We start from the raw sequence: 12,498 nt of genomic DNA, 5'->3' as shown, positions 1-12,498 counted from the left end.
CGGGGTATACGAATTTATTGAAATAAAGCGATAAGACAGCGATGAAAAAAGTAGTATTGGCTTTCAGCGGAGGATTGGATACCTCGTACTGTGCGATTTACCTTTCGAAAGAGATGGGATTGGAAGTGCACGCCGCCTTGGCGAACACCGGCGGATTTTCGGCCGAGGAACTTGCCTCGATTGAAAAGCGAGCTTACGATCTCGGCGTAAAGAGCTACGTGGCGCTCGACGTGACGCAGGATTATTACCAGCATGCGATCAAGTACATGATCTTCGGGAATGTGCTGAAAAACGGAACTTATCCGATTTCGGTCAGCTCCGAGCGGATCTCGCAGGCGACGGCCATTGCCAAATACGCCCGCGAAATCGGCGCCGACTACCTTTGCCACGGCAGCACCGGAGCCGGTAACGACCAGGTGCGCTTCGACATGGTGTTCAACATCATCGCTCCGGAGATCGAGGTGATCGCGCTGATCCGCGAGAAGCGTCTGAGCCGCGAGGAGGAGATCGCCTACCTGCGCGGACACGGGGTTAACTTCGATTTCAAGAAGGCCGAATATTCGATCAACCAGGGTATCTGGGGAACGTCGGTCGGCGGCAAGGAGACCCTTACGTCGAGCGAAACGCTGCCCGAAGAGGCTTACCCGTCGCAGTTGAAAGAAACGCAGCCGCGCCGCGTGACGCTGACGTTCGAAAAGGGCGAGTTTGTAGCTCTCGACGGCAAGCGTTTCGACGACCGCATCGCCGCGATCCAGGCGTTGCAGGCGATCGCTTCGCGGTATGCGATCGGCCGCGACATGCACATCGGCGATACGATCATCGGGATCAAAGGCCGCGTCGGTTTCGAAGCCGCCGCCCCGATGGTGATTATCAAGGCGCACCACATGCTCGAAAAGCATACGCTGACCAAATGGCAGTTGTACTGGAAAGACCAGATCTCGGCCTTTTACGGCAACTACCTGCACGAGGGACAGTATTACGATCCGGTGATGCGCGATTTCGAAGCGTTTCTCGAAAGCACGCAGCGCACGGTCAGCGGCGACGTTTACGTCGAACTGCACCCGTACCGTTTCGTATTGGTCGGCATCAAGAGCGATCACGACCTGATGAGCAACAAGTTCGGCGCTTACGGCGAGACGATGAACGATTGGACGAGCGAAGATGTCAAGGGTTTCGGTAAAATCTTCGGCAACCAGAATAAAATTTATTATAAGGTAAACGAAAAACTGAAATAGCGATGAAGTGGGTCTACCTGTTGCTGGCGATCGTTTCGGAGGTTGTTGCGACGAGCGCGCTGAAATCTTCGGAGTCGTTCAGCAGGTTGTGGCCGTCGGTGCTTACGGTTGTGGGGTATGGCGTAGCGTTCTACCTGCTGAGCCTCACGTTGCGGGAGATGCCCGTAGGGATTGCCTATGCGATATGGAGCGGCGTGGGGATCGTGTTGGTCTCGCTGGCGGCCGTCGTACTGTTCGGCCAGAAGCTCGATCTGCCGGCCCTGATCGGGATGGGACTCATCGTTGCGGGGGTAATCGTAATCAACGTTTGCTCGAAAAGCGTAGTACATTAACGTGTAATTTCTGAACCGGATTCTTATGGTAAGAGTAGGTATTATAGGAGGTGCAGGATATACGGGTGGCGAGGCTATCCGTATTCTTTTAAATCACCCGGATGTCGAGCTGGCGTTCGTACACAGCAACAGCAACGGCGGCAACCGTCTGAGCGACGTGCATATCGACCTGTTGGGCGAAACCGATATGCGTTTTACGGACCAGTTGCGTACCGACGTCGATGCGCTGATGCTGTGCGTCGGCCACGGCGATGCCCGCAAATTTTTAGAAGCCACGCCGATTCCCGATTCGGTGCGGATCATCGACCTGAGCCAGGATTTTCGGCTGCAGGCGACTGCTTCGATCGGGAACAGGCAGTTCGTGTACGGCCTGCCGGAACTGAACCGCGAAAAGATCCGCGCGGCGCGCAACATCGCCAATCCGGGGTGTTTTGCGACCTGCCTGCAACTGGGCATACTGCCGTTGGCTGCGGCCGGGCTGCTGACGGGCGACGTGCAGGTAACGGCCGTCACCGGTTCGACCGGCGCCGGGCAGAAACTGGCCCCGACTTCGCATTTCAGCCAGCGGGTCAACAACCTGTCGGTCTATAAGGCGTTTGAACACCAGCACCTGAACGAAATCGGCGAGAGCGTCCGTGCGCTGATGCCGTCGTTCTCTCATGCGATCAATTTCATTCCGTATCGGGGCGATTTCGCGCGCGGGATCATCGCGTCGATTTATGTAGACTGTCCGCTGTCGCTCGAAGAGGTGCAGAAGGTCTACGGCGATTTCTATGCGGATGCCGCGCTGACGTTCGTAAGCGACCGGAACATCTATCTCAAGCAAGTGGTCAATACGGCCAAGTGTGTGTTGTCGCTCGAGAAACACGGCGACAAGTTGTTGGTTATGAGTGCGATCGACAACTTATTGAAAGGAGCCTCCGGCCAGGCCGTGCAGAACCTGAACCTGATGTTCAGTCTGGACGAGCGTGCGGGGTTGCGCTTGAAACCGGTCGCGTTTTAACGAAATTTTACGGACGGTGCAGAGGTTGCGGACTCGCCGGGGCGTTTCGGAAAAATTGTTTTACTCAAAAAATCGGAAAATATGGATTTGTTCAAAGTGTACCCCCTGTGGGATATCGATATCGTACGCGCCGAGGGCTCGTACGTCTGGGACGATAAAGGAACCCGTTATCTGGATATGTACGGCGGACATGCCGTAATTTCGATCGGGCACACGCATCCGCACTATGTGGATACGGTCGTAAACCAGTTGAAGCATATCGGATTCTATTCGAATTCGGTAATTATCGACCAGCAGCGCGAGTTGGCTGATAAGTTGGGCGAACTTTCCGGCAAGCGGGATTACCAGCTTTTCCTGTGCAATTCGGGAGCCGAGGCGAACGAAAACGCCTTGAAACTGGCGTCGTTCCATAACGGAAAAAGCAAGGTGATCGCGATGAAAGGCGCCTTTCACGGCCGTACGTCGCTTGCGGTGGCTGCTACCGACAATCCGAATATCGTCGCTCCGGTCAACCGTACCGACAACGTGATCTTCGTTCCGTTGAACGACGAGGCCGCTCTGGAGGAAGCGTTTAAAAATAACGAAATATCGTCCGTGATCGTCGAGGCGATTCAGGGCGTTGGCGGCATCCGTATCGCGAGCCGCGAGTTCCTGCGCAAAATCCGTTCGTTGTGCGACCGCTACAATGCGGTTTACATCGCCGACGAGGTGCAGTGCGGCTGCGGACGTACCGGGCAGTACTATGCATCGGATTGGGCAGACGTCCATGCCGATATTTATACGATGGCCAAGGGGCTCGGCAACGGGTTTCCGATCGGGGCCATTGCGATTGCGCCGCACATTGCGCCGAAGTTGGGTATGCTCGGTACGACATTCGGCGGCAACCACCTGGGATGCGCCGCTGCGATTGCCGTCGCCGACGTAATGGCCGGGGATCGACTGATCGACAACGCCCGCGAAATCGGCGAATACCTGACGGCCGAGCTGAAAAAGCTGCCCGGCGTGAAAGAGGTTCGCGGGCGAGGCCTGATGATCGGAATCGAACTGTTCGAAGATTCCGCCCCGTTGCGTAAAAAGCTGTTGTTCGACGAGAAGATTTTCGTCGGTTCGTCCGGAAACAAGAACGTGTTCCGCCTGCTGCCGGCGCTGAATGTCAAAAAAGAGCATGTCGATGCATTGCTCGCCGCACTGCGCAAGTTATTAACAGTCTAATGTGCAAAAGATGTTAAAAGTTGTCAAAATAGGCGGAAACGTTGTCGATAACTCCGAGAAGCTGGATCGTTTTTTGCAGGATTTCGCGTCGCTCGAAGGGCCGAAAGTGCTGGTGCACGGCGGCGGCAAGATCGCCACGACGATCGGCAAGGCGCTCGGGATCGAGACGCAGATGATCGGCGGTCGCCGGGTGACGGATGCCGAGACGCTGAAAGTGGTGACGATGGTTTACGCCGGACTTATCAACAAAACGATTGTAGCTAAGTTACGAACAGCCGGTTGCAATGCGGTCGGTTTGTGCGGCGCCGACGGCGGGTTGATCGTATCCCGGCGGCGCAATCCGAAGCCGGTCGATTACGGTTTCGTCGGCGATCCGGAGTTGAAGCGTTTCGGGACGGCGACTGCGAAAACGCTGATCGACGCCGGTTATACGTTGGTCGTCGCGCCGATTACGGTGGACGGCGCCGACGGCAGCCTGCTCAATACGAACGCCGATACGGTGGCCCGTACGATGGCCGTCGGGCTGTCCGGGACGTTCGAGACCGAATTGGTCTATTGTTTCGAGAAACGGGGCGTGCTGATGGATGTCGACGACGACCGCAGCGTGATCCCGGAGATTACGCCGGCGCGGTTTGCGCAGCTTCGTGCGGACGGGATCGTGGCGGACGGTATGCTGCCGAAACTCGAGAATGCGTTCGACGCGATTGAACACGGGGTGCGGAGCGTGGCGATTTGCAGCGCCGACGCTGTCGCCGAAAAAGGATACGGCGGTACGACGTTGAAAGCGGATTGATTCGGCGGAAATGCCGGTAGGCGGATGTCGTCCGATGCACCGTGCAGGGAATACCTGAAACCGCGCGTGCCGGTGGCACGGCATAAACAGAAAATATCGCAAGGATGAAAAAAAGTATTTTATTCGGAATCTGGTTATTCGTGTCGTGCCTTACGGCTTGTACGGACAAGACGGAAAGCGGTGGGTCGGGAGGTTCATCGGGAGGCTCTTCGGGGTACGAAGGACGGCCGCTGCCGGTCGTGTTCCATGTGCTGTACGAGGATGCGACCGACGCGCAGCAGAATCCGGCGCAGTCGGTTTTCGTGCGGCATATCAACCGGTTGAATGCGTTTTATGCGGCTACGCTTTTCGGCGGAGGCGCGAGCGTCGCCGTCAACGTGTCGTTCAAGCTTGCCGCGACCGATCCGCAGGGGAACAAAATGGCGGAGCCGGGGATACACCGGGTATCGTACGCCGGCGCAGGGTCGATGGATCCGGTGGCTTTTATGGATTCGAAACATCCGGAGGGATCGGCCAATGCCGGAATATTCTGGGATCCGAACCAATACGTCAATATATGGGTGTTCGGCTTCAAATCTTCGCAGGAAGAAGCCGATGCGGGCGCTACGGTGACCGGAATCACGCATTTGCCGTTCGCCGCTTCCCGTTATCCGCTGGACGGGTTGGTACTCGATGAAAAGGATGTTTATCAGGACTATCTGCCTACTTACATGCATGGCATGACGCTGAATAATAGCTTCTTCAGTGAGGAAGAGGGCGCTTTCACGCTGTGGCATGAGATGGGGCATTATCTCGGTCTTTTCCATGCTTTTGCCGACGGACAGGGTGATCTGTGCGCCGACGTGGACGATTACGGAGACGACTATTGCAGCGATACGCCGAAGTACAGCCGTCCCGAGTATATGGTGCTGTTTAACGAATTGAATAAGCCCGAAACGACCGAAGAGGAGTGGAAACAGCTGGAATACCGGACTTCCTGCAGCGGCGTCCGTTTCCGTTCGACCAACGTGATGGACTATTATCTGGGCGACCGGACATCCGTGACGGCCGATCAGCGCGACCGGATCGACTTCGTGTTGAATCACAGTCCGCTGATTCCGCGGACTTCGACCAAATCGGTCGCCGACCGGCCGCTCGCCGATCCGGCTCTGGAACCGAAACCGATTCTGATGGAGTAGAAGTTATGAAAACGTTCGCTGGATTCATCGTCGGGATTATGCTGGCCGGGAGCGTCTGCGGCCTGGGGAGGCGGCATCCGCAGCCGGCCCTGCCGGGCGGATTTCCGGCGAAAGGGACTTTCGTGCTGACGGATGCCGACGGACGCGTCCGTTTCGATCTGGAGTTCGGGAAGGACAGTCTGCGCGTGTTCCGGTACCGGATCTCCGATGCGGCCGATAGCCTGCGGTATGTCTCTGCCGAGCAGTCGTCCCGCGGCCGGAAAACGGTTCGGATCGAAGAGGCCGCCGGGCGTCCGTTTCGTCCGGGCGACCGGGTGACGGTCGTGCTGAAGGACGGCCGCCGGAAAACGTGGCGCTATACGCCTTATTTGCCGTAGGGGGCGGGAAAGTCCGGAGTCGGCGGAACGGTGCGCGAAATGAATGGATTACTGATTTGTAAATTGAATAAATGATGGAATTGAAAATTGCTCTTTTGCCCGGGGACGGCATCGGCCCGGAAATCGTGGGCGAAGCGGTAAAGGTTTTGAATAGCGTTGCCGCAAAGTACAAACACACGTTCAACTACCAGAAAGCGCTTGTAGGCGCTTGCGCGATCGACGCGACCGGCGATCCGTATCCGGCCGAAACGCACGCCGTTTGCCAGGGAGCCGATGTGGTGCTGTTCGGGGCGATCGGCGATCCGAAGTACGATAACAATCCGTCGGCCAAGGTGCGTCCGGAACAGGGGCTGCTCCGGATGCGCAAGTCGCTCGGCTTGTATGCCAACCTGCGTCCGTTGGCCGTGTTCGATTCGCTGGCCGATCGTTCCCCGCTGAAAACCGAGATCGTCAAAGGCGCCGATTTTCTGTGCGTGCGCGAACTGACCGGCGGTATGTATTTCGGTCGTCCGCAGGGCCGTAGCGAGGATGGCAACACGGCCTACGATACCTGTGTTTATACCCGCGAAGAGGTGGAACGCATCCTGCACCTGGCGTTCGGCCTGGCCCGCAAGCGCCGCAAACAGCTGACCGTCGTGGACAAAGCCAACGTGATCGCCACGTCGCGCCTGTGGCGTCAGATTGCCAAAGAGATGGCTCCGCAGTATCCGGACGTTACCGTCGAATTCATGTTCGTCGACAACGCCGCGATGCAGATCATCCAGCGCCCGACGCACTTCGACGTGATCGTGACCGAGAACCTGTTCGGCGATATCCTGACCGACGAGTCGAGCGTAATCAGCGGTTCGCTCGGTATGCTTCCGTCCGCTTCGGTCGGAGCGAAAGTGGCCCTGTTCGAACCGATTCACGGCAGCTACCCGCAGGCGGCCGGTAAAAACATTGCCAACCCGATGGCGACGATCTTGTCCGCAGCGATGATGCTGGAACACGTGGGACTCGAAAAAGAAGGCAAAGCGATCCGCGACGCCGTCAACAAGGCGATCGAGGCGGGCGTCGTCACAGAAGACCTCGTCAGCGCCGCAGGCAAGGCCGCTTCGACGACCGAGGTGGGCGATTTCATCGCCGCCGCCGTTTAGGTTGTTGTTCGGTGTTGTCTACATATAACAAGGTGCACTTTTTTTTAAGTGCACCTTGTTGGTTTGTATTCGGAAATTCGGGGAGACGAAGAAAAGATTTCGATTTTAAAATCTACGAATGGTTTATTGGATAAAGGAGTACTTCGCTTTCAGTATTTGCATATAGCGTTTCATCACTTCCGGAAAAGATTTGTCAGGAATAAATAGCTCGCTTATATGTAGATCTGGATGGAGTATAAAACAATAAGGGATCTGTTGTTTATCCACCGGCAGAATTTTTTCGATGTTATATAGCGCTATATTTTTGGTCCGTATGGTTTTCGTTCTCTGTTTAAATGGATATGTTTCACTGTATCCGGCGAATATAATAGTTTGAATTGAAGCCGATTCTGCAAACTCGGCTAATTGGGAAAGACCGAATGCGATGCATTCGGAGCAATCGCGTTGCTGATAGCGGAAAATAAGCGCCGGTTTTTCGCATACGACTTTTTGCAAAGAAACCGTGCGGTCTGCAGTATCTTTTATCGGAATATCCTGAATTTTCATTCCGTCATATTCGAAAGTATAAAACAAGTTGCTTCCTATATATTCCAAAGCGAAATTGTCGGATACTATGGAATGAATGACAGAATCTTTGATGCGGATTTCTTTGTGCGAGATAATTGTACGGCGCATCAAAATGAGATCTGTAATAAGCAATACGATTAAAAGAAGAATTAAAACTCCATTTTTTCTCAACGCGAATACGATTTTCAGGTTAGTAGTTGTTCTTATTGTTTCCGGGCTCTCGGAGCTCATAAAATACCAATACGGGGTTGCTGTTTTCGGTTAAGCCGTCCATCACTTCGGGATGTCGTTCTTTCCAGGCGGGAGAAGAACCGAGGATAATTCTGTAGGCAGGGATGACAGCCATAAAAAGATTTTCGTAACAAGCGCAAGAGCCGTTAAGGAAAATTTTTGTAAAGAAATCTTCGTTGTTACGTGGAGGCAGAGTTAACCGGTAGGTTTTGCCGGTCGTTTTTGAATACAGGTAAGGCGCTATGATTTCACGCGGAGGTGTGGAGATATTGAATAAAGCGAAATCTTTTCCGTCCGCATAATCTCCGTAAAAGAAAGAATTCGTTTTATACATCTTTTCCAGGCTTTCCTGGGTGATGTCGGGCGGTAAATTGCAGGCGCCATTGATGGATGTCATATTCAGGTGATATTTTCCCGTTAACTGCCCGTCGGGAGTCGCCTGGTAGATCGTATCGCAAAAATAAGGATTGATCTGAATGTCGTTTCCGAATTTTTTCAAAGTGGGTTTCGTGGACGAAATGGCGAGATAGCGGTTCCGAATAGCGCTGCTTTCGGGATTAAAATTACGATCCATAAATAAAATTAGATTGTCGGTATGCTTGGAACCGGGCGATACGGCTTCTGCCGGATTCTCTCTGTATGTTGCGCCGACCGCTTTGTCTGCCGAGGCATATTCGAGCGTCAAAAACGTTGTCGGAATCTTTTTGCTTTCTATGAAATTTCCAGCCAGGTCGAAAAAAACTACTTTTTTCCCTAAATCGTCGACGATCGCGATTTTTTGTCGGTCAGGGGTTAGCGTTACGTGGAATAAAGATATGTATTCTTGCGGACCTCTACCTTGGCGGTGAGTGATCGCTTTGTTTTTTCCTGTTTTATCGAAAATGAAAACAGATTTCGAATGAAGTTTATCCACCAGAATTATGTGATCGTCCGTAATAAGTGTTTGCCAGAGCTCCCCGATTGGAAAATTGTCGGTAGAATCTAATCGAACGAACCGATAGTTGGCAATAACGCTGTCTATGTTTATGGTATTTTTATCATCGAAAACGACTTCTCTCATTCCGGAAATGTCGGTCATTGCCTGGCGATCGTTTTTTGATACGCAGCACCAGAAAAAAAATAGGGTGAATAAATACAGGGGAATTTTCATAAATAATTTTATTATTTATTCCGGACCGTCTTAAAAGACGGTCCGGAAATTTGTCACTCGATTAAAGTTGAAGACATGCCGGTTCGGGAGTACAGGAACCACTGCCTGCCGTGCATGTATTACCATGCCCTTTGGTAAACTCTCCGGTAGCGGCGAAATACGGATTGCCCTGCGAATCATAGAGAACTTCATACACAGGGCAATCGGCAGTGTAAGGGACGGATACTCCTTTCGAGCCTTCTGATTCGCTTCGGGCTAAAGCTTCTATACTGCCCATGGTGATCGATTTGATTGATGTGCTTTTGTCGGTAAGATAAATAGAAGCTCCAGCACAAAAGAGAACCAGCATAGAAAAACTTTTAAATACGATCGTTTTCGTAAAAATACAATGTTTTAAGGTTTATTGAAAATATTTTCGAATTTATATTATTTGTAAAATATAAAAAACTCTTGATTAGTTTTTTTTTTTTTTTTTTGTTCTTTTTTTGATTTGTGGAGAGCATGATTTTCTATGAAACAGTAACTTTAGGCTGTTTATGTGATAAATATAGATTCTTTATTGTCCGGAAAATATGCTATTTTTGTGCAAACGGTTGCATTGACGCGAATGTCGAGTTGGCATGCCGTCCGATTATTTTGCTTCGGAATCGATAACCTAAAACCTTGTCTACCCCATGAGAAAAGAGATCATCCTTTGCGGTTTGCTGGCATGTGCCGTAGGTACGGTGCATGCGCGCGGCGGTTCATCCGACTATTGGAACCGACAGTTGCAGATCGGTTCTTTCCGACTGCCCCCTCCTCCGACGGGCTTTGTGCCGGAGTACCTCGATCTGAACGGGGACGGGAAGCCGGATGCGATCCGCAGCGTCACGCGGGACGATATTCCCGTGCTGTGGCTCGACGACGACGGCGATATGCGGGAAGGCGACCTCGAAGGCGATCTCGACAACGACTGCTTGCTGATCGACCGCGACAAGGACGGCGTTTACGACTTGGTCGTCAAGTATGCCGACCTGGACGGCGACGGCCGGGCCGACTTGCAGTTGATCGCCGAGTATCCGAAAGAGGGCGTCGCGCGGGGATGGCCGAACGGGCACTACATGATCGTGCTGGATACCGACCGCGACGGGGTGTTCAACTATATCAACTGGAACACGATGTTGCTCGAATGCTGGGAGAAGTACGGCATCTCGGATTTTTATACCGATTACAGCGGGCAGTCGGCCTTTATCAAGATACATACGTCGACCGATCAGATGAAAGACCTGCGGCTGAACTGGGAGAATCCGTTCCTGTTCTACGATCCCGACCGCGACGGACTGTCGGAGATGGCGATCCGGATTGTCGATACGCCGCAGCCCGATCCGGCGGCTCAGGCCGACGGATTCGAGAAGCAGCAGGTTGCCGGCCGGGCCGATTGGGTATCGATCGCCGTCGATCTGGACAACGACAATGCGCCGGGCAACGATTTCGATTTCGACTGTACGCTCGGCTTTATGGGCGGCGGGTTCGATTATACGGATCAGGTGCACGCGTTGCGGAACATGCGCGGGTTGCCCGAGGCCGACCGCTTTTTCATCGACCCGCGTTTTCGCGAGCTGACCGAACTGATTTATGCCGACCATAAGAACGCCTGGAATCTGATCTATCGCCGGGGAGAGTGGAAGCAGGCCTACCTGGTGTTCGACGAGGACGACGATTGCGCCCGTTGGGAACGGGTCGAGTTCTATTATCCGATGGACCCGTTCAAAATGGGTTCGGGTAAAGGCGGCGTGGACAATCATCCCCAATCCGATTGGGCCGGCGACCGCGGGGAGTGGGATCTGGACAATTCCGGCGGAGGACGGTTGTATGTCGGCCGTTTCGACGGGCGTATCCACCTGTACGGCGCGGAGTGGGGGTGCTGGCGCATCGACCAAACGGCCCGTTATTTCCAGGGATACGACCGGTCGTGGCAGAACAAGGCTCCTAAAAGTTTCGCAACGGTCAAATATACCGATACCGACGATAACGGCTTTCTCGACTGCATCGAATACGATCTGGACGGAGATCGGGTTTTTGAGACGAAGATCGAACTGAAAGCCCTGGGCGTGGACGACAGGTGCGAACTGATCGACGTTTCGGATTTCAAATACGGCGATTTCACCCGTCTATATAAAAAGGTGTCCGGCAAGATGTGGGCGAATGCGGTCGCTGCCCGAAAGGCGGCCGAACGTTTCGGATTGAATACCCTTTGGTATGCCAAACAGCAGCAGCCTTCCTCGCTGCGCGAGCAATACCGCGACGGTTACTGGCTGCAATTCTATATTTATAAGGATCTCGAAAATTTATTTATGCGGGAAAACGATTCGGCGATGCTCGAAAAACTCCAGGCGGCCTATTTTTCGTCCGATTGGGCCCGGCTTTCCCGGTAGCGGATCGGAAATCCGTTGCCGGATTTCCGACTAATGCGGTCGCACCGACGGCCGGTGCCGGATTTTTTACCGTCCGGAACGACGGTTTTCGGACGCTTTCGGTCGACAGATACCGAAAAACGGATGTTTTTTCGGGAAATTTCCGGACGTTTTTTCGACGCGGCTGGCAGAACCGGACGGTGTAAGTGGCGAAATCCTACGGTTCGCGCGGTACGGATTTGCGGTAGCGATTCGAATTCCCGGAAAAAACGGCAGCCGATTTCTGCGGCCGTTTCCGACGAAATGTCGTATTCGGCGGGTTGCGTGCGACGGATCCTCGTATAAAAGCGAACTTTCGTGGCGTCGTTAATGCGTTTGTATATAACGGTTTGTACGTTTGGTCGGGAAAATAGTGAAAAAATGTTTCCGAAATATTTGGAAAGAAACTTTAAAAGTCTCTATATTTGCACCCGCTAAACGAAAGACAAGTCTGGCAAAGCGTTCTGAAAAGGTTTGAAAATTTTCAAAAAAAGATTTGGTAGTTTCGAAACGAACACATATCTTTGCGCCCCGTTAGACGATTGAAACGGAAGTTTAACAACAAGGTTCTTTAAAAATATTTCGAAAGTTTCTCAGCGAAAGTTTGGATATTTGAAAAATACTCTTTACCTTTGTGGCCCCGAAAGTTCGATAAGAATTTTACAGGGCGTTGAAACGACGAAATTTTGTAAGAAAAGAATAAGTTCTTTGAAGTATTTAAGCAGCTAAAGTTTATTCTTACCAGTCTGATAAAGACGGTAATAATTTTCAACATACCTTTGAGTAGAGCTAAGATTTAAATTTTTTACAATGGAGAGTTTGATCCTGGCTCAGGATAAACGCTAGCGGCAG

General features: G+C 52.7%; 12 protein-coding genes. 9 read left to right on the top strand and 3 right to left on the bottom strand.

The window, feature by feature from the left end; genetic code table 11:
• Window positions 1-41 precede the first annotated feature (41 nt).
• From PGR91_RS10070 to leuB, 8 genes are all read left to right on the top strand, one after another.
• On the top strand, window positions 42-1,235 hold the full coding sequence (locus PGR91_RS10070; protein WP_055206390.1) for an argininosuccinate synthase: 1,194 nt from the start codon (window positions 42-44) through the stop codon (window positions 1,233-1,235).
• Window positions 1,236-1,237: 2 nt separating this feature from the next.
• The gene (locus tag PGR91_RS10065) at window positions 1,238-1,567 is read left to right on the top strand and encodes a DMT family transporter (protein ID WP_101572377.1); all 330 of its coding nucleotides are present in this window, start codon (window positions 1,238-1,240) and stop codon (window positions 1,565-1,567) included.
• A 25-nt stretch (window positions 1,568-1,592) separates the two neighbouring features.
• Window positions 1,593-2,570, top strand: a complete 978-nt coding sequence (gene argC / locus PGR91_RS10060) for an N-acetyl-gamma-glutamyl-phosphate reductase (RefSeq protein WP_118656818.1) — start codon at window positions 1,593-1,595, stop codon at window positions 2,568-2,570.
• An 81-nt stretch (window positions 2,571-2,651) separates the two neighbouring features.
• Window positions 2,652-3,782, top strand: coding sequence for an aspartate aminotransferase family protein (locus PGR91_RS10055; protein ID WP_101572381.1), 1,131 nt, complete (start codon window positions 2,652-2,654; stop codon window positions 3,780-3,782).
• Window positions 3,783-3,792: 10 nt separating this feature from the next.
• Window positions 3,793-4,575, top strand: a complete 783-nt coding sequence (argB, locus tag PGR91_RS10050; protein ID WP_118656820.1) for an acetylglutamate kinase — start codon at window positions 3,793-3,795, stop codon at window positions 4,573-4,575.
• A gap of 104 nt (window positions 4,576-4,679) precedes the next feature.
• Complete coding sequence (locus PGR91_RS10045; RefSeq protein WP_118656822.1) at window positions 4,680-5,753, top strand: zinc-dependent metalloproteinase lipoprotein; 1,074 nt, start codon at window positions 4,680-4,682, stop codon at window positions 5,751-5,753.
• Window positions 5,754-5,758: 5 nt separating this feature from the next.
• Window positions 5,759-6,130 (top strand): hypothetical protein, encoded by a 372-nt coding sequence (locus PGR91_RS10040; protein WP_118656824.1) that lies wholly within the window; start codon window positions 5,759-5,761, stop codon window positions 6,128-6,130.
• Between the two features lie 74 nt (window positions 6,131-6,204).
• On the top strand, window positions 6,205-7,266 hold the full coding sequence (leuB, locus tag PGR91_RS10035) for a 3-isopropylmalate dehydrogenase (protein ID WP_118656848.1): 1,062 nt from the start codon (window positions 6,205-6,207) through the stop codon (window positions 7,264-7,266).
• Between the two features lie 123 nt (window positions 7,267-7,389).
• On the opposite strand, the gene PGR91_RS10030 is transcribed toward leuB, so the two are convergent.
• The 3 genes from PGR91_RS10030 to PGR91_RS10020 all read right to left on the bottom strand — a co-directional run bounded on the left by PGR91_RS10030 (window position 7,390) and on the right by PGR91_RS10020 (window position 9,563).
• Window positions 7,390-8,004, bottom strand: coding sequence for a hypothetical protein (locus tag PGR91_RS10030; RefSeq protein WP_147387406.1), 615 nt, complete (start codon window positions 8,002-8,004; stop codon window positions 7,390-7,392).
• Between the two features lie 19 nt (window positions 8,005-8,023).
• Window positions 8,024-9,214 (bottom strand): 6-bladed beta-propeller, encoded by a 1,191-nt coding sequence (locus PGR91_RS10025; protein ID WP_118656828.1) that lies wholly within the window; start codon window positions 9,212-9,214, stop codon window positions 8,024-8,026.
• Between the two features lie 61 nt (window positions 9,215-9,275).
• Entirely contained in the window at window positions 9,276-9,563 is a 288-nt protein-coding gene (locus tag PGR91_RS10020; RefSeq protein WP_147387058.1) for a hypothetical protein, read from the bottom strand.
• A 325-nt stretch (window positions 9,564-9,888) separates the two neighbouring features.
• On the opposite strand from PGR91_RS10020, the gene PGR91_RS10015 reads away from it, so the two are divergent.
• Complete coding sequence (locus PGR91_RS10015; protein WP_118656830.1) at window positions 9,889-11,628, top strand: FG-GAP repeat domain-containing protein; 1,740 nt, start codon at window positions 9,889-9,891, stop codon at window positions 11,626-11,628.
• Window positions 11,629-12,498 lie beyond the last annotated feature (870 nt).

The sequence above is a fragment of the Candidatus Alistipes pullistercoris genome (assembly GCF_027665465.1).
Taxonomy (GTDB): Bacteria; Bacteroidota; Bacteroidia; order Bacteroidales; family Rikenellaceae; genus Alistipes_A; species Alistipes_A hominis.
The sequence above is the reverse complement of the archived record's forward strand: the minus strand, read 5'-3'. Positions and strand labels throughout refer to the sequence as shown.

Bases quoted from the DNA above. Each gene is read 5' to 3' on its own strand.
- PGR91_RS10070 (WP_055206390.1), top strand. From the start codon at position 42: ATGAAAAAAGTAGTATTGGCTTTCAGCGGAGGATTGGATACCTCGTAC.
- PGR91_RS10065 (WP_101572377.1), top strand. From the start codon at position 1,238: ATGAAGTGGGTCTACCTGTTGCTGGCGATCGTTTCGGAGGTTGTTGCG.
- argC (WP_118656818.1), top strand. From the start codon at position 1,593: ATGGTAAGAGTAGGTATTATAGGAGGTGCAGGATATACGGGTGGCGAG.
- PGR91_RS10055 (WP_101572381.1), top strand. From the start codon at position 2,652: ATGGATTTGTTCAAAGTGTACCCCCTGTGGGATATCGATATCGTACGC.
- argB (WP_118656820.1), top strand. From the start codon at position 3,793: ATGTTAAAAGTTGTCAAAATAGGCGGAAACGTTGTCGATAACTCCGAG.
- PGR91_RS10045 (WP_118656822.1), top strand. From the start codon at position 4,680: ATGAAAAAAAGTATTTTATTCGGAATCTGGTTATTCGTGTCGTGCCTT.
- PGR91_RS10040 (WP_118656824.1), top strand. From the start codon at position 5,759: ATGAAAACGTTCGCTGGATTCATCGTCGGGATTATGCTGGCCGGGAGC.
- leuB (WP_118656848.1), top strand. From the start codon at position 6,205: ATGGAATTGAAAATTGCTCTTTTGCCCGGGGACGGCATCGGCCCGGAA.
- PGR91_RS10025 (WP_118656828.1), bottom strand. From the start codon at position 9,214: ATGAAAATTCCCCTGTATTTATTCACCCTATTTTTTTTCTGGTGCTGC.
- PGR91_RS10020 (WP_147387058.1), bottom strand. From the start codon at position 9,563: ATGCTGGTTCTCTTTTGTGCTGGAGCTTCTATTTATCTTACCGACAAA.
- PGR91_RS10015 (WP_118656830.1), top strand. From the start codon at position 9,889: ATGAGAAAAGAGATCATCCTTTGCGGTTTGCTGGCATGTGCCGTAGGT.